Origin of the sequence: Acetobacterium wieringae (genome assembly GCF_001766835.1) — a bacterium.
GTDB classification, from domain to species: Bacteria; Bacillota; Clostridia; order Eubacteriales; family Eubacteriaceae; genus Acetobacterium; species Acetobacterium wieringae.
The window spans coordinates 11,886-27,628 of sequence record NZ_LKEU01000026.1 but is presented as its reverse complement, the minus strand read 5'-3'; the positions used below and the strand labels follow the sequence as shown (position 1 = coordinate 27,628).

Here is a 15,743-nt window from a genome sequence, read left to right as displayed (position 1 = left end):
AACAAGAAATAAAAAACAAAAGGAGAAAAGATGACAGATCAATTAGTAATTGGCGGACACACGTTTAATTCCCGGTTTATCCTGGGATCAGGAAAGTTTTCACTGGAAATTGTCAAGGCGGTGGTTGAAAACGGCGGGGCAGAAATCGTCACGCTGGCCCTACGGCGGGCGAATCACGGTGGGGAAGAAAATATTCTGGATTATATCCCAAAAAACATTACCCTGCTGCCCAATACCTCCGGTGCCAGAACGGCTGAGGAAGCGGTCAAAATCGCCCGGCTGGCCCGGGAAATCAATTGTGGGAATTTTATCAAGGTGGAAGTGATCAGGGATTCCAAATATCTGTTTCCCGATAATTATGAAACCATCAAGGCCACCGAGATTCTGGCCAAGGACGGCTTTGTGGTGATGCCCTATATGTATCCGGACTTAAATGTAGCCCGGGATTTAGTCAGTGCCGGGGCAGCGGCAGTGATGCCCCTGGCATCCCCGATTGGCAGCAACAAGGGCCTTTGTACCCGGGACTTTATTGAGATTCTAGTTAGTGAAATCCCAGTTCCGATTATTGTCGATGCGGGGATCGGGCGGCCGTCCCAGGCCTGTGAGGCGATGGAAATGGGCGTGGCAGCGGTGATGTGCAATACCGCAGTGGCCACAGCTAAAAACATTCCGCTGATGGCCAAAGCTTTTGGTCAGGCGATTGCGTCGGGCCGTAATGCCTATCTGGCCGGTCTCGGCCGGGTCTTAACCCATGGCGAAGCGTCCAGCCCCTTAACCGGATTTTTGGAGGATTAGAATGATAAAAAAACGCACTGATCCAATGGTCTATCAACCTGAGATGGAGAAAATAGACTCCGATATTCGGGATAAAGTCTTAAAAAATGTGGATAAGTATGATGATCAGAAAATTACCGACAGTGATGTGGAAGAAGCCCTAAAAAAAGAACGATTATCCATAAGCGATTATGGAGCCTTATTATCACCGGCAGCGACGCCATATTTAGAAGAAATGGCAAAAAAAGCGATGATCGAAACAAACAAACACTTTGGTAACAGCATCGGTCTGTTTACCCCGCTTTACATTGCCAATTATTGTGAAAATAATTGTGTATACTGTGGATTTAATTGTAAAAATAAAATCCGCCGGGGTAAGCTTAGTCTGGCGGAAATGGAGACGGAACTGAAAGCCATCGCCAAAACCGGATTAAAAGAGATCTTGATCTTAACCGGCGAATCCCGGCATCATTCGGGAGTGGAATATATCGGCGAAGGGGTTAAGCTGGCAGCAGAATATTTTGCCACTGTGGGGATAGAAATCTATCCGCTGAATACCAATGAATATGCGTATCTGCATAACTGCGGAGCCGATTTTGTTTCGGTTTATCAGGAAACCTATGATTTGAGCAGATATGAACAGGTTCATTTAAGTGGGCCCAAGCGGGTTTTTCCCTATCGCTTTGAGGCTCAGGAGCGGGCCTTGCTGGGGGGGATGCGGGGCGTTTCTTTTGGGGCTCTGTTGGGGTTGGGTAACTTCCGGAAGGATGCCTTTGCCACCGGACTCCACGCCTATTTTATTTTGCAGAAATACCCCCATGCCGAAATCAGCTTTTCCACGCCCCGGCTTCGCCCCTTTATTAACAAAGCCGATAACAACCCTAACGACGTCCATGAGAAACAGCTGCTGCAGGTGATGCTGGCCTACCGGTTGCTGATGCCTTTTGCCGGGATAACCATTTCCACCCGGGAACGGCCGGGCTTTCGGGACCATGTCATCGGGATGGTGGCAACAAAAATTTCGGCCGGTGTCAGTGTTGGGGTTGGTGGACATGAGCAGGAAGAAAAAGGCGATGAACAATTTGAGATATCTGATCCCCGCAGCGTTCCCGAGGTCCATCAGATGATTTTAAACCGGGGCCTTCAGCCGGTTTATTGCGACTATATCCGGGTATAATACCTTCACTAAAATGGGTGGTGTTTTTTAGTCGGGATATGATAGACTATAGACAAGAAAAATAAAGGAGCCAAGTATGCTGATTTGTATAACGAACCAGAAACTGTGCCAGGATGATTTTCTCGGTCGAATTGAAGAAATCGCCAAGGGGCAGCCCCATGCCATCATGCTGCGGGAAAAAGAACTCAGCGAGGCAGACTATAGGGAACTGGCCATCAAAGTAAAGGAAATCTGTGATCGGCACCTGATTAAACTAATTATCAATCATAATCTTGAGATTGCCGAGAAACTGAAGGTGGAAGCGGTACAGGTGTCAATTCATGACATTCGGAGAACCTGCGAAGCGATCCGGAACTTTAAGCAGGTCGGGGTCTCGATTCACTCAGTGGAACAGGCCCGGGAAGCCGAAGCCTGGGGGGCCAATTATTTAATCGCCGGTCATATTTTTCCCACTGATTGCAAAAAAGGTCTGCCAGCCCGGGGACTGATTTTTCTTAAAGAGATCTGCAGTTCCGTCTCAATCCCGGTTTTTGCCATCGGCGGGATCAGTCAGGCCAACTATAAAATTGCGATGATGGCTGGCGCTAAAGGCGTTTGCATCATGAGCGAAGCGATGACTACCGATCATCCTGAAACCCTGGCGCAACGATTTATCGTTTAATGAGTGGTTCTTTTATAGCACAACAACAATTGAAGCGGATCGGAGATAAATAAATAAAGGGATAAGGCTATGTGCCATATCCCTGAGGTTGTCGTAAACTATCGTACCGACCAATTGTTAATCTGTTGTACGCTGCGGAATCGGACAGGCGATGCCGTGTCCGCTCCGATGCGTACAACATGATGTAACAATTGTCGGTACTAGGTTATCTTTTTTGACGAGGGATAAGGCTATGCCATGTCCCTTTTTGTTTTTGCCATAAAAGTCAGTAGTCGGTCCTCGTCAAGCGGTTTGGCATAGTAAAAGCCCTGGGCAATATGACAATTATTTTTCAGTAAAAAGTCAATCTGTTCGGGGGTTTCCACTCCTTCGGCAATGACCTGGAGATTAAAATTTGAGGCCAGTTCAATGATAACTTTGGCAATGGTGCCATTATCATAATGGGGAATCCCTTTAATAAAGGAACGGTCGATTTTGATCTTATCCACGGCAAATTTCTTGAGATAACTCAAAGAAGAGTAGCCGGTGCCAAAATCATCGATGGAAACCTGGATCCCCATCCGGTGGAATTCGCTCAGGATGGCTTCGCATTCGTCTTCATTATCCATCAGAATCCCCTCGGTGATTTCCAGTTCCAGCAACTCTGGTGGTAACTGGGTGCGGGTTAAAATGGATTGAATCAGTTCCCCGATATAGGGGGCCTTAAACTGAAGCATCGAAAGATTAACCGCAATCGGTATTTGATAACCCAGCGATTGAAGCTTTTTCCCAAACTCACAGGCATTTTCCAGCACCCATTCGCCCAGAGGGATAATCAGATTCGATTCTTCGGCTATGGGAATAAAACTTGCGGGAGGAACCATCCCATTGCTGCTGTTCCAACGAATTAAAGCCTCCAGGCCGAGAATCTGATTGGTGGCCATATCCACCTGGGGCTGGTAGTAAAGAACAAATTCCTGATTGCTTAGGGCATTGCGCAGCTTGTTTTGCATTTCGTATTTTTGAATCGAGAGGCTGTTGATGTCCTTATCATAGAACTCAAAGCGCCGTCCCTTGTTGGCTTTGACATTATTGAGGGCAGAAGCGGCAGTCTTTAAAAGCTTGCCATAGTGGTTGGCATCGTTGGGGTAGAGACTGATTCCGATACTGACATCAACAATCAGTTCTTCATCATGGATGGAAATCTGTTTTTCCAGTTCCTTGCTTAAATCCATGATGTATTCATATAAATCTTCGTTGGAAGAAACATACGCTTTCAGTATACCAAACTCGTCATTACCCAAACGGGCCAGCACATCCTGATCGCTGACCAGGGTCTTCAGGCGATTGGCCAGGGCAATCAATACCTTGTTGCCAAAATCAAACCCTTTAGCCTCATTGATAATTCGGAAATCATCGATATTGATCAGGATCAGGGCATGGTTTCCGGCAGCGCTGCCGTCTCCACTGATTAATTCCATTCCCGATTCATCCAGAAAGACCTTATTGTTGAGTTTGGTCAGATGGTCAAAATACTTCAGATAATAAATATCTTTTTCGATTTGCTTATGGGCCGTGAGATTGGTGATGTTGCCGATATAATAATCGGTATCGTCGTTTTTCACCTTACTGATCCGCAAAAACAGAAACAGCGTTTCGGAGGAATTTTGAGCATATTCAATTTCGCCGGACCAGACCGGATTCATCTCGAGGCTGTCAATCAGGGGTTGATTGATCAGGATGCCCTTTTCAGAAAGGTTCAGCGCCGGGATTTCAGTTTCCGGAATCCCAATCATTCGGGAAAAGGCGGTATTTTGATAGATACAGAAGAATTCTGCGTTTAAAATAAAAATACCTTCATCGGTACCGGATAAAAGCTCCAGAATCATTTCCAGCTGGGATTGAACAGCCTGGCGTTTGTCAATTTCCTGGTTCAACGCCTGATTGTTGGTTTGAACTTCTTCGATGTATTGGATGATCCGATGGCTCATCATTTTGAGCCCCCGGGATAAAATACCAAGCTCATCTTCCCGGTCATAAAGGGTGCTCGGCAGATTAATTTCCTGATCACCCTGGCTGAAGGTTTCAACGGCACCGGAAATGGTTATAATCGGTTCGGAAATAAGCCGGGTCATCCGCCGGATAAACAGCGCAATCATAAACAGCAGTACCAGGGAAATAAAGAACAGACTAAAAATAAACTGATTCAGCGGGGCCAAAACTTCCGACCGGGGGATGACCGTGACCACAATCCAGTTGGATGACTGGGTGGGCACATAGGCGATGTATTTGGCGTTATTTTCCATTTGGTATTCAATGACACCACTATCACCGGAGGTGATTTGGCTCATATAAAGGTCAAGATAGGCGAAGGGATTAACCCCTCCCGCAGCAAAAACTTCAGGATCATCAGGATGATAAAAAATACTGCCGTCTTTATTGATTAATAGGGTATAGCCGTTTTTGCCGACTTTGTAGGTGCTCATCAATTTGGAAATATCAGTCACCTGCAGGTCAATGCCCATGGCGCCGATCACATTGTTGTTTTTCAGGATCGGGGTCGTAATGGAGACCACCATTTTTTCGGTAACAATGTCAATATAGGGACTGGTGACGGTCACACCCCGGGATTGTAAGGTTTCCATGTACCAGAGTCGTTTATTCAGATCATAGTCTGGTTTGGGATCAAATTCGGGGGTCGAGGAAATCAGATCGTTGGATTTGGTAACCCCGATGTAAGCCAGAGAAATATTGGGATCAGAAGCCTTGATGGCCTGGAGTTCCTGGGTTATCACATTAAACAATGGATGTTGGCGCTTTTCCTCCCGGGTATTGAGCGCTTCAGTGATAGCCTGATAATCCTGATTGGTTTTCATCTGTTCGACAATAATAATATTCTTCTCGATAAACTTGTCAATTTCAGTGGCAATTTGCTGGGCGTCTTTGGAAATTTGTTCTTTACTGTTGGTTTCAAAAAAACCACTTAACATTTGGACGGAAATAATCCCATAAACGGCAAAGGCAACAATAATAAATCCGATAACAATTGTTCCCACCCGTCGGATCAGGCTTTTCTTAAACCAGTGCACAATGGGGCCATCCTTTCTCTGAAGGGTCAGTCAATAGTAGATATATGTTAGTTTTATCTTGCTTTTTCATGTTCCTATTATAAACGAAAAAGCGCTGAAAGAAAAATAAATTTTATTCTATTGACAGGAATATTGCGATTATGTTAAAGTTTAATCAATTAAATATGAAGTCTTCAGGGCAGGGATAGTTTCCCTACCGGTGGTATAGCCCACGAGCCGCAAGGTATGATTCGGTGTAATTCCGAGGCCGACAGTTAAAGTCTGGATGAAAGAAGATAATAAAGATTTGCATATATCTTTGTTTAGTTAGCTCTGAAATGGTAATCATTTCAGAGCTTTTTTTATACAAGGATCAGTAAATCTATGAACAAAAGTGCCCTGGATGTTTATTCAGGGCACTTTTATTTTTGAGGGAGGAATACTGGTGGAAAAACAGGATCATTACATGGAAATAGCCATCGATTTGGCTAAAAGAGGTCGAGGTTGGGTAAATCCCAATCCTCTTGTGGGAGCAGTCATTGTTAAAGATGATGTGATTATTGGCAGTGGTTATCACGAAAAGTATGGAGGACTGCATGCTGAGCGTAATGCGCTGGCGGCCTGCAATGAGTCACCGGTCGGGGCGACCCTATATGTGACGCTCGAGCCCTGCTGTCATTATGGCAACACACCACCATGTACCGAGGCCATTATCGAAAGCGGGATTAACCAGGTAATAATCGGTGCGACTGATCCCAATCCGTTAGTTGGTGGCAAGGGAATTGAGATTCTCAGACAGCAGGGGATCACAGTGATAACCGGAGCGCAGGAAGAGGCGTGTCAGGAGCTAAACACAATTTTTTTTCACTATATCAAAACGAAAACCCCTTATGTGTTAATGAAATACGCCATGACTCTGGATGGCAAAATTGCCACCCGTACCGGGAAATCGAAATGGATTACCGGAGAGGCGGCCAGGAACGCCGTTCATCAGACCCGCAATGAAGTGATGGGAATCATGGTGGGGGTCAACACCATTTTACAGGATGATCCCCAACTGACCTGTCGGATTGAAGGCGGCAGAAACCCCATCCGGATTATCTGTGATACCTATTTGCGCACTCCGCTGACAGCACAGGTGGTGACATCGGCCCGGAAAATACCGACCTATCTGGCCACCTGCTCTCAGGATCAGCAAAAAATAAAACGGTTTGAAATCATGGGCTGCAGAATTTTAAAAAGTGCAAAAGTTGGGGAACATCTTGATCTCCGGGAACTGATGGTGCGTTTGGGGCAGGAAGGAATCGACAGTATTCTGCTGGAAGGGGGCGGTACCCTGAATTTCAGCGCTTTAAAAAGCGGTATTGTGAGTAAGCTCCAGGTTTATCTGGCCCCCAAAATATTTGGTGGTGCGGCCGCCAAAACTCCGGTGGAAGGCCTGGGGCTGGCAGATCCAGCCCAGGCCTTCCAGTTCACGGATCGAAAAATAAAAATATTCGGGGATGATATCTGCCTCGAATACACAAAGAGGTAAGACATGTTTACAGGAATTATTGAAGAAGTTGGCAAAATCACTGCGGTCATTAAGGGACAACGATCTTCCCAACTGTGGGTTCAGGGTGCGGTCACGATGGATGATTTAAAACTGGGCGACAGCGTGGCGGTGAATGGAGTGTGCCTGACGGTATCCCAGTTAAGCGGAAATAAGTGGATGGCCGATGTCATGAGTGAAACGCTGAACCGCAGCAATCTGGGCGATCTAAAAGGCGGATCAGCCGTCAACCTGGAACGGGCAATGCCCGCCAATGGCCGTTTTGGCGGGCATATGGTAGCTGGTCATATTGACGGAACCGGTCACATTGTGCAAATCACCAAAGATGATAATGCCGTGATCTTTGAGATTGGTGCACCGCCAAAAATACTCCGCTACATCATCGAAAAAGGGTCCATTGCCATTGATGGCATCAGCTTAACGGTCATCGAAATGACTTCCGTCAGCTTTAAGGTGTCCATCATTCCCCATACGGTGAAGCAGACGATCCTGGGCATTAAGAAACCTGGCGATCCGGTCAATCTGGAAAACGACCTGGTCGGCAAATATATCGAAAAGCTGTTGATGAATCCAGCCCCCAAAACAGACCGCCACCAGGAAAAATCCGCTGGTGTGACCATTGATTTTCTGACTAAGGCCGGGTTTTAATAAAAAAATAATCAAAATAAGTGAGGGTACTATGTTTAAATTTAATACCATTGAAGAAGCACTGGAAGATTTACGAGCCGGTAAAATTATCATCGTGACCGATGATGATGATCGGGAAAACGAGGGCGATTTTGTCTGTGCGGCTGAATTTGCCACCACCGAAAACGTTAATTTTATGGCTGTCTATGGCAAAGGGCTGATCTGTATGCCGATGAGCGAAAAACTGGTCAAGAAATTGGCCATTCCCCAAATGGTGACGGATAATACCGATAATCATTGCACCGCCTTTACCGTGTCCATTGACCATGTCGATACCACCACCGGTATTTCGGCGGCAGAGCGCTCAGTTACTGCCATCAAGTGCGTCGACGAGAACGTTCGACCAGAAGATTTTAGGCGGCCTGGCCACATGTTTCCGCTGGTAGCTAAAGAAAATGGGGTATTGGAACGAAACGGCCATACTGAGGCCACCGTCGATCTGGTCAAACTGGCGGGGTTGAAAGAATGCGGTCTGTGCTGCGAAATTATGAAAGAAGACGGCACGATGATGCGGACTCCGGAACTGATCGAATTGGCTCAGACCCATCAACTGAAATTTATTACCATCAAAGATCTGCAAAACTACCGCAAACAAAATGAAAAACTGGTGGAGTGTGTGACAATCACCAAAATGCCTACCAAATACGGTGAGTTTATGGCTTATGGTTATGTCAACCGGTTAAACGGGGAGCATCATGTGGCGCTGGTTAAGGGGGATTTAAGTGGTGACAGCCCGGTGTTGTGTCGGGTTCATTCGGAATGTTTAACCGGTGATGCCTTTGGTTCGATCCGGTGTGATTGCGGCGATCAGTTTGGGGCGGCGATGACCGCCATCGAAAAAGAAGGTCGGGGGGTACTGCTCTACATGCGTCAGGAAGGCCGGGGCATTGGGCTGATCAATAAATTAAAAGCCTATGCATTGCAGGATATGGGGATGGATACGGTTCAGGCCAATCTTGAACTGGGCTTTCCGGAAGACCTGCGGGAATACTACATCGGGGCTCAGATTTTAAGGGATCTGGGGATCAAACAGCTGCGGCTGCTAACCAACAATCCGCTTAAAATGGAAGGGTTGTCGGAATTCGGGCTGGAAATGGTGGAGCGGGTACCGATCCAAATGGAAGCATCCAGCCACGATCTGTTTTATTTGAAAACCAAACAGGAAAAAATGGGTCATATTTTAAATTATAACTAAAAGGAGAATGTTATGAACGTATATGAAGGACAATTAGTATCAAAGGGAATTAAAGTGGGGATTGTGGTAGCCCGGTTCAATGAGTTTATTGGCTCAAAGCTGCTTGGCGGTGCGATTGATGGCTTGAAGCGTCACGATGTGAAGGAAGAAGACATTGATGTGGCCTGGGTGCCGGGTGCCTTTGAAATCCCCTTGATTGCGGCTAAAATGGCCAAGCTGAAAAAATATGATGCCATCATTTGTTTGGGGGCCGTGATACGCGGTTCCACCACCCATTATGATTATGTCTGCAGCGAGGTGTCAAAGGGAGTGGCTCATGTCTCTCTGCAGTCAGAAATACCGGTGATCTTTGGTGTGTTGACAACTGAAAACATTGAACAGGCCATCGAACGGGCTGGCACCAAGGCCGGCAATAAAGGCTATGACTGTGCCTTGACGGCCATTGAAATGGTCAATCTGATCAACGAAATAACAAACTAAAAAAACAGGGAGCCGATTTTTGGGCTCCCTGTTTTAGATTAAACCTAAGCTAATTCGTCAAGGGTGACCACGCCATTTTGCAGGGCCAGTTCCTTGAGATCCTGATATTGTCCGGCGATGGCTACATAGAAGTAGGGATTTACATAAAAAATGCCAAGAATTCCAAAGGTTAATCCGTTTAGTAAAAACCAGCCCAGGAAGCTTAGTGACATCATAAAAATTTCGCCTTTGTGGCCCTGGGTTATCCGCATGGAAATTTTAACGGCTTCGGTGGCTGGGACATTAGGGTATTCGGCTAAAATATAAGGGGTGAATGAATAGGCAATTGCCTTGATAATACCGGGTACCACAAAAAGCAGGGACCAGAGAAAAATAAATAATTCCATCCACAGCATTCCCCCCAGTTTTCGACCAAAATCCGAAAAGCCGGTTTTAAACATGTCTTCAATGGTGGGAGCGGGGAGTTCGCCACGGTAAATCCACAGTGAGAAAAATTGCAGACCAACCATCATCGGCGCCCAGACAATCAGACCACCCAGGCCGCCAACAAAGGATGTGACCCCGGAAGCAGCACCAATCACCACAAATGCCAGTACAGTTGCGCCGACGCAGACCCAATAATTTTCGGAAAAGCTCTGCTTGGCCAGGGCTTTTATTTCCTGTCTCGTTTTCATAATAATCTCCTTTTCGTTTATGATTTTAAAGAGAAAGCTTAAGAAAAACATCACTTTCTTAAGCTTCCTTGTATATAATAGCACGACTGATGAAAAGAAGGAAGAATAAAAATGAGTAAAATACTAACGAAAAAAAAGATCCCTCTGGGCCGTTATCGGCATTACAAGGGCAATGAATATGAGGTTATCGGTCTGGCTACCCATAGCGAAACGCAAGAAGCCATGGTGGTTTACCGGCCATTATATGGTGAAGGCGGTTTGTGGGTGCGTCCGGCAGCGATGTGGAACGAAATCCTGGAAAAGGATGGAAAAATCGTCCGGCGCTTTGAATATCTGACTGAGAAAAAAGTGGCGACAGAACCAGAATTGGATACCGTGGACTTATTGCAGGATCTGAAAACGCTGCTGCAGATTAAGACGGTTAATGGCGATGCCGGTGAAATAACCGCCGAAGCCCCCCTGGGAACTGGCATCAACGAAGCGCTGAACTTTGTCCTTTTACGGGGCCAAAGCTTTGGCATGCGCACCAAAAACTGCGATGGCTACTGTGGTTACGTAGAGTTTGGCGAAGGCCCGGAACTGGTGGCCGTGACCACCCACATCGATACGGTGGCGGTAGGTGAAGACTGGACCGTCCCCCCTTTTGACTTGACCATTGACGGCGACACTATTTATGGTCGGGGGGTGCTGGATGACAAGGGCCTGACGATGGTTTCGCTTTATGCGCTGAAAGCGTTAAAAGAAGCCAAGGTTTCGCTTGGTAAACGGGTGCGCCTGATTATCGGTGGTGATGAAGAAGGCGGCAATTGGGCCTGTATGAACCGCTATAAACAGACTGAAGAAGTCCCGGCCTGCTCGTTTTCACCGGATTCCGGCTATCCGGCCATCTTTGCCGAAAAAGGCATCATGAATATTATTCTGGAAAAAGAGCTGGGTCATCAGACCCCGGCCCTTGTCTTTAGCGGTGGTGGTCAGATCAATTCGGTGCCGGATGCGGCCCAGGCCGTTTTTAATGGCCAGACTTTTGAAGCCAAAGGAAAATCGGCCCATGCCATGGAGCCGGAAAAAGGGGATAACGCCATCCTGAAACTGGCAGCAATATTGACGGCAGAAGGGATCACCCATCCAATCCTTACGCTCTTGGAGCGGGCTACCACAACCGGGTTTGGGATTGATCTATCGGATTCAGTATCGGGAGCGCTGACCTTAAACCCCGCCATTGTTCAAGTCGACGAAAACAAGGCCGTGTTGCGCTGTGATATCCGCTATCCGGTGACGCTAAAAAGCAGTGATGTTGTTGCGCCGATAAAAAAAGCGACAGCTGATCTGGGCTTTTGTTTGGAAATGGATCACGATGTCAAACCCCTCCATGTCGATAAAGACAGCTTTCTGGTAACCACCCTGCAGCAGGTCTATCAGGACTGTACCGGGGATATGGCCGAACCGATGGTTTCCGGCGGCGGTACCTATGCCCGGGCCTTTGAAAACTCCGTGGCATTTGGCGGTGGCTTTCCCGGCGAGGTCAATACCTGCCATCAAACCGATGAGTTCTGGAGCATTGAGAGTCTGGAAAAAAACTTTGAGATTATTGTCAAGGCCCTGGCAGTATTGGCTCAGTAAAATAGAAAAAAGCAATGGCGAGAGTTATTGTCAACCAATCGATTAAAAATGGTTGACAATAACTTTTTTTTTGTTTAGAATAACCCCAGAGGTGAAGAAATGTCGACAAAATTAAAACTATTAAAAACCTTGGAAGAAAATAGAGAAAACTATTTATCTGGAGAAGTGCTGGCCAGCACCATGAACGTCTCCCGATCAGCCATCTGGAAGGCCATTAAAGCGTTAAAAGAAGAAGGCTACGAGATTGAATCCACCACCAACAAGGGCTACCGGTTAAAAAGTGAGTCGGATCTGATGTCGGCGGAAGGAATCCAGCCCTGGCTGTCTCCAACCAATCAGGAGCTTGAGCTGATAGTCTACAAAACCATTGGTTCCACCAATCAGGAAGCCAAGAAATTGGCTCTGGAAGGGGCGAAAACGGGAACTGTTATTATCGCTGAAGAGCAAACCCAGGGGCGGGGCCGAATGGGCCGTTCTTTTTACTCACCGCCAAAAAGCGGGGTTTATTTAAGTCTGGTGCTGCGCCCCGAGGTGGCCGCCCGGGATGCCGTGCTGTTAACTACCGGGGCATCGGTAGGGGTTTGCCGGGCCATTAAAAAAGTGACGGGGATCGAGACCCAGATTAAGTGGGTCAATGATATTTACCGGGACGACCGGAAAATTGTTGGGATTCTCACTGAGGCAGTGACCAACTTTGAGAACGGACAGTTCGAGTTTGTGATCATCGGCATCGGCCTGAATTTCAAGCAGCCGGAAGCGGCTCTGCCTAAGGAACTGGAAGACATTGTCGGGACACTATTTAATGAAAAACCCGATGCCCTGACCCGTAACCGGCTGGCAGCGGAAATTATCAATGAGGTGCTGAGTATCTGTGAAGATTTAACAAACCGGGATTTCCTGGCAGAATATAAAACCCATTCCATGGTTTTAGGAAAACAGATTAAGGTTTTCCGGAACAATGAGTGGGAAGTGGCAACTGCCCTGGATATCAGCGACGAAGGTGGATTAATGATTAAAAATCAATTTGGACAGACAGAAACCCTGAACACCGGGGAAATCAGTATCAGAAAATTAGAATAAAGGATGGAATAAATGCTAGAAAAAAATACAATTAATGTAAGAATGTTAGTACTTTGCGGATTGTTTTCCGCTTTGATCGTGGTCGGGGCGATGATTAAAGTGCCGCTGCCGGGAATCCCCTTTACGCTGCAGACTTTGTTTGTGATTCTGGCGGGATTGCTGCTGGGCTCCCGGGGCGGCCTGATTGCCGTGCTGGTTTATATTTTTCTAGGCCTGGTTGGTCTGCCGGTATTTTCCGGCGGCGGTGGGCTGATGTATGTCTTAAAACCAAGCTTTGGCTATATTGTCGGTTTTGCCCTGGGGGCCTTTGTCACCGGCTGGCTGGCAGAAAAGAACACCAACAACGAAACCCTGCCGATGGTCATTGCTGCCTTGGCCGGAACTGCTGTGATCTACGCCCTGGGGCTAACCTGGTATTATTTCATTGCCAATTACTACCTCAACACTCCGGTGGGGGCCGCCACGCTGATGATGACCGGCTTTGTGATGACCCTGCCAGGCGATCTGATTAAGATTGCCATTAGTGTGCTGCTGGCTAAACGTCTGGCCCCGGTGATTGCGCAAGGGATGCTCACAAAGTAATTTGTGTAAAAGCCGCTGGATTGAGTAGCATAGTCATAAAGACAGGATCGGGATTAAGTGCTAAAAAGAAGAGAAGTCGCACAGCCCTGTTGGGGCAAATTCTCAAAAACAATGTTCCCACCATGGATTTTCATGATTCGGCGAACAATGATCAGTCCCAAGCCGTGGTTTCCGAGTAACGGCGATTCATCCAATCCCCCTGAATTTTTAATAAGCTCAGGGGGATAGCCTTTGCCGTTGTCACTGACTTTAAGCACTAACCCATCTGTTGATTTGGTCACCGACAGTTTAATCGCACAGCCCCTGGGATTGTGACGGATGCTGTTGTCAATCAGGTTGGTCAGAGCCCGACGAATCAGGGCCTGGTCACACAGTAAGATGGGGCCGTTGGCTTCCTCGGGCACATCGACGGAAAGTGAATAGGGCTCGGGGAGACCGTCATTGATGAAATCCACTGCCACCCCCCGGATTAGGGCAGCGGGTGAAATCGGAGCCAGTTCCATCGGTTGGGCATGGTACTCCAGTTTGGAGGCCAGGTTTAAATCGCTGATCAGGGACTTGATCCGTTGACTCTGTTGACGGATAATCCGGGCCTGATTTTGTTCGGTGGTGGGGAGGCTGGGGTTGTTTTCCAGTTCGCTGGCGTAGCCCATCACCATCGACAGCGGAGTCCGGATATCATGGGAAACCCCGGCAATCCATTCCGTTCGGGCCTGATCCCGTTGAGCCAGTTGTTGTTCCTGCTGGCTGAGAATGACTGAAGTTTCATTAAGAATCCTTGACACTTCCCCGGTGACACCGCCGGTAGGCAGTGACAGGGGTTCTTTTTTTGGTAGGGCGGTAATGCCGTTATACAATGGTTTTAGCTTGTGGTAGAGCCACAGTCCCAGAAACAAGGCCAGCACCAGGGCCGACAACACGTTTAGGATCAAAAAACCGGTCAGCAAACCAGGGACATGGGCAATGGTATCTTCGGTGGAGGTAATATTATATTTCCAGATGCTGTTTTTGGGGTCGCCTAAAACCAGTAAACCGTCGGGATGCTCCCAAACCGAGACCGGATAGTCGTTAAGATACCAACGGCTGAAGGAGGCCACATCGGTAAGGGTGTAGTGCCGGGGAATATCTCCGGGCAGGTTTTTATCCCAGATCACCTGACCATCCCGGCTAATCAGCATCGCCCAGGCATATTGTTCTTCCATCATCGTGGTGGCAGCGGCATTAAGGGTATAAGTTCCATCGACGCTTGAGAGGCCATCGGAAATATCGGCAATGGCGTATTTAAGGGGCTGACTGCCGGAGTATTTAAACATCCAGTTGGTGGTAAAAGCCATATTGATGGCCACCAGAAGCAACGCAATGGCAGCGGTCAGCAGTATCGAACGGGTGATGATTTTTCGCAGACTCTTCATTGCTTGGTTTCCTTGGCCAGTTTATAACCCATACCCCGAACGGTCAGCAGGTATTGGGGTTGGGAGGGATCCACCTCGATTTTTTCCCGGAGCCTTCGGATGTGAACCATCAGAGTATTTTCGTAGCCATAGAGATCATCATCCCAGGCGCTGCGACAGAGGCTGTCAGCCGTGACGATATGGCCCTGATTTTCCCAGAGCTTTTTCAGTAGGGCATGCTCTTTGGCGGTCAGGTTTTTTTCACCAGCATCGGTCTTAACAATGCCGCTTTTAAAATTGACGGTCACCGTTCCCAGTACCAGACATTCCTCAGCCGTTGGCTGAGCCTGTCGCGGCTGGTAAACCCGCCGCAGGATTCCGTTTAAACGCAGCACCAGCTCCCGGGGCAGAAAGGGCTTGGTGATGTAGTCGTCAGCACCCAGTCCCAGCCCCAGCAGCCGGTTTTCGTCCTCATCCCGGGCCGACAAAAAAAGCATTGGCACATTTGATTGCTGCCGCAACTCCTGCATCAGCGAAAACCCGTCGCCATCTGGCAGGGTCACATCGAGAATCGCCCCATCGGGCTTTTCCAAAGCAAAAAGTGCCCGTGCCTGCTGGCAGTTTTCGGCGCTGAGCACCCGAGCAAAGCCCGCCTGATGGAGGATTGTATTTAATAGAATAATAATTTCCGGTTCGTCATCGACAACCAGAAGTTTTGCGTCAAAGATTGTTTTCATCCGAATCACCTCTTCGTTATTATACCTGAAAAAATAGTTGCTGTTAGTGGATGACCTTAAAATTAAGGTAAACGTAAGGCCGGGGA

At 47.6% G+C, this 15,743-nt stretch carries 14 protein-coding genes and 1 riboswitch; of the genes, 10 read left to right on the top strand and 4 right to left on the bottom strand.

Features of this window, described 5'->3' with window-relative positions; genetic code table 11:
* Positions 1–30 precede the first annotated feature (30 nt).
* From ACWI_RS06515 to ACWI_RS06505, 3 genes are all read left to right on the top strand, one after another.
* Positions 31–795 carry a thiazole synthase gene (locus ACWI_RS06515; RefSeq protein ID WP_070370624.1) on the top strand — a complete coding sequence of 255 codons (765 nt, stop codon included), beginning with the start codon at positions 31–33 and terminating at the stop codon, positions 793–795.
* Position 796: 1 nt separating this feature from the next.
* Positions 797–1,951 carry a 2-iminoacetate synthase ThiH gene (gene thiH, locus ACWI_RS06510; protein ID WP_084633540.1) on the top strand — a complete coding sequence of 385 codons (1,155 nt, stop codon included), beginning with the start codon at positions 797–799 and terminating at the stop codon, positions 1,949–1,951.
* Between the two features lie 76 nt (positions 1,952–2,027).
* The gene (locus tag ACWI_RS06505; RefSeq protein WP_070370623.1) at positions 2,028–2,612 is read left to right on the top strand and encodes a thiamine phosphate synthase; all 585 of its coding nucleotides are present in this window, start codon (positions 2,028–2,030) and stop codon (positions 2,610–2,612) included.
* Between the two features lie 230 nt (positions 2,613–2,842).
* Here the strand turns inward: ACWI_RS06505 and ACWI_RS06500 are convergent, their stop codons facing one another.
* Positions 2,843–5,680, bottom strand: coding sequence for a bifunctional diguanylate cyclase/phosphodiesterase (locus ACWI_RS06500; protein WP_070370622.1), 2,838 nt, complete (start codon positions 5,678–5,680; stop codon positions 2,843–2,845).
* A 165-nt stretch (positions 5,681–5,845) separates the two neighbouring features.
* A riboswitch (FMN riboswitch) is annotated at positions 5,846–5,961 on the top strand.
* A 164-nt stretch (positions 5,962–6,125) separates the two neighbouring features.
* On the opposite strand from ACWI_RS06500, the gene ribD reads away from it, so the two are divergent.
* From ribD to ribH, 4 genes are read left to right on the top strand one after another with little or no spacing between them, the layout of a single operon-like run.
* Positions 6,126–7,193, top strand: coding sequence for a bifunctional diaminohydroxyphosphoribosylaminopyrimidine deaminase/5-amino-6-(5-phosphoribosylamino)uracil reductase RibD (ribD, locus tag ACWI_RS06495; RefSeq protein WP_070370687.1), 1,068 nt, complete (start codon positions 6,126–6,128; stop codon positions 7,191–7,193).
* 3 nt (positions 7,194–7,196) lie between these two features.
* Complete coding sequence (locus ACWI_RS06490) at positions 7,197–7,859, top strand: riboflavin synthase (protein WP_070370621.1); 663 nt, start codon at positions 7,197–7,199, stop codon at positions 7,857–7,859.
* Between the two features lie 31 nt (positions 7,860–7,890).
* Positions 7,891–9,093, top strand: a complete 1,203-nt coding sequence (locus ACWI_RS06485; RefSeq protein ID WP_070370620.1) for a bifunctional 3,4-dihydroxy-2-butanone-4-phosphate synthase/GTP cyclohydrolase II — start codon at positions 7,891–7,893, stop codon at positions 9,091–9,093.
* A 12-nt stretch (positions 9,094–9,105) separates the two neighbouring features.
* Positions 9,106–9,573, top strand: a complete 468-nt coding sequence (gene ribH / locus ACWI_RS06480; RefSeq protein WP_070370619.1) for a 6,7-dimethyl-8-ribityllumazine synthase — start codon at positions 9,106–9,108, stop codon at positions 9,571–9,573.
* 44 nt (positions 9,574–9,617) lie between these two features.
* Here the strand turns inward: ribH and ACWI_RS06475 are convergent, their stop codons facing one another.
* A complete protein-coding gene (locus ACWI_RS06475) occupies positions 9,618–10,247 on the bottom strand; it encodes a DUF975 family protein (RefSeq protein WP_070370618.1) in 630 nt (209 codons plus the stop codon).
* A gap of 111 nt (positions 10,248–10,358) precedes the next feature.
* Here ACWI_RS06475 and ACWI_RS06470 point away from each other — a divergent pair, with 111 nt between their 5' ends.
* The 3 genes from ACWI_RS06470 (at position 10,359) to ACWI_RS06460 (ending at position 13,529) form a co-directional block, all read left to right on the top strand.
* Positions 10,359–11,867 carry a Sapep family Mn(2+)-dependent dipeptidase gene (locus ACWI_RS06470; RefSeq protein ID WP_242871585.1) on the top strand — a complete coding sequence of 503 codons (1,509 nt, stop codon included), beginning with the start codon at positions 10,359–10,361 and terminating at the stop codon, positions 11,865–11,867.
* 99 nt (positions 11,868–11,966) lie between these two features.
* Complete coding sequence (locus tag ACWI_RS06465) at positions 11,967–12,947, top strand: biotin--[acetyl-CoA-carboxylase] ligase (RefSeq protein ID WP_070370617.1); 981 nt, start codon at positions 11,967–11,969, stop codon at positions 12,945–12,947.
* A 12-nt stretch (positions 12,948–12,959) separates the two neighbouring features.
* A complete protein-coding gene (locus ACWI_RS06460; RefSeq protein WP_070370616.1) occupies positions 12,960–13,529 on the top strand; it encodes a biotin transporter BioY in 570 nt (189 codons plus the stop codon).
* Between the two features lie 53 nt (positions 13,530–13,582).
* Here ACWI_RS06460 and ACWI_RS06455 read toward each other — a convergent pair whose 3' ends face one another.
* Both ACWI_RS06455 and ACWI_RS06450 read right to left on the bottom strand, forming a co-directional pair.
* Complete coding sequence (locus ACWI_RS06455; protein WP_070370615.1) at positions 13,583–14,941, bottom strand: sensor histidine kinase; 1,359 nt, start codon at positions 14,939–14,941, stop codon at positions 13,583–13,585.
* The gene (locus ACWI_RS06450; RefSeq protein WP_070370614.1) at positions 14,938–15,657 is read right to left on the bottom strand and encodes a response regulator transcription factor; all 720 of its coding nucleotides are present in this window, start codon (positions 15,655–15,657) and stop codon (positions 14,938–14,940) included. The genes ACWI_RS06455 and ACWI_RS06450 overlap by 4 nt, the downstream gene beginning before the upstream one ends.
* Between the last annotated feature and the right edge of the window lie 86 nt (positions 15,658–15,743).

Excerpts from the sequence above, each read along its gene's own strand:
- ACWI_RS06475 (WP_070370618.1), bottom strand. The coding sequence starts at position 10,247 with ATGAAAACGAGACAGGAAATAAAAGCCCTGGCCAAGCAGAGCTTTTCC.
- ACWI_RS06465 (WP_070370617.1), top strand. The coding sequence starts at position 11,967 with ATGTCGACAAAATTAAAACTATTAAAAACCTTGGAAGAAAATAGAGAA.
- ACWI_RS06455 (WP_070370615.1), bottom strand. The coding sequence starts at position 14,941 with ATGAAGAGTCTGCGAAAAATCATCACCCGTTCGATACTGCTGACCGCT.
- ribD (WP_070370687.1), top strand. The coding sequence starts at position 6,126 with ATGGAAATAGCCATCGATTTGGCTAAAAGAGGTCGAGGTTGGGTAAAT.
- ribH (WP_070370619.1), top strand. The coding sequence starts at position 9,106 with ATGAACGTATATGAAGGACAATTAGTATCAAAGGGAATTAAAGTGGGG.
- ACWI_RS06460 (WP_070370616.1), top strand. The coding sequence starts at position 12,960 with ATGCTAGAAAAAAATACAATTAATGTAAGAATGTTAGTACTTTGCGGA.
- thiH (WP_084633540.1), top strand. The coding sequence starts at position 797 with ATGATAAAAAAACGCACTGATCCAATGGTCTATCAACCTGAGATGGAG.
- ACWI_RS06490 (WP_070370621.1), top strand. The coding sequence starts at position 7,197 with ATGTTTACAGGAATTATTGAAGAAGTTGGCAAAATCACTGCGGTCATT.
- ACWI_RS06470 (WP_242871585.1), top strand. The coding sequence starts at position 10,359 with ATGAGTAAAATACTAACGAAAAAAAAGATCCCTCTGGGCCGTTATCGG.
- ACWI_RS06450 (WP_070370614.1), bottom strand. The coding sequence starts at position 15,657 with ATGAAAACAATCTTTGACGCAAAACTTCTGGTTGTCGATGACGAACCG.
- ACWI_RS06485 (WP_070370620.1), top strand. The coding sequence starts at position 7,891 with ATGTTTAAATTTAATACCATTGAAGAAGCACTGGAAGATTTACGAGCC.
- ACWI_RS06515 (WP_070370624.1), top strand. The coding sequence starts at position 31 with ATGACAGATCAATTAGTAATTGGCGGACACACGTTTAATTCCCGGTTT.
- ACWI_RS06505 (WP_070370623.1), top strand. The coding sequence starts at position 2,028 with ATGCTGATTTGTATAACGAACCAGAAACTGTGCCAGGATGATTTTCTC.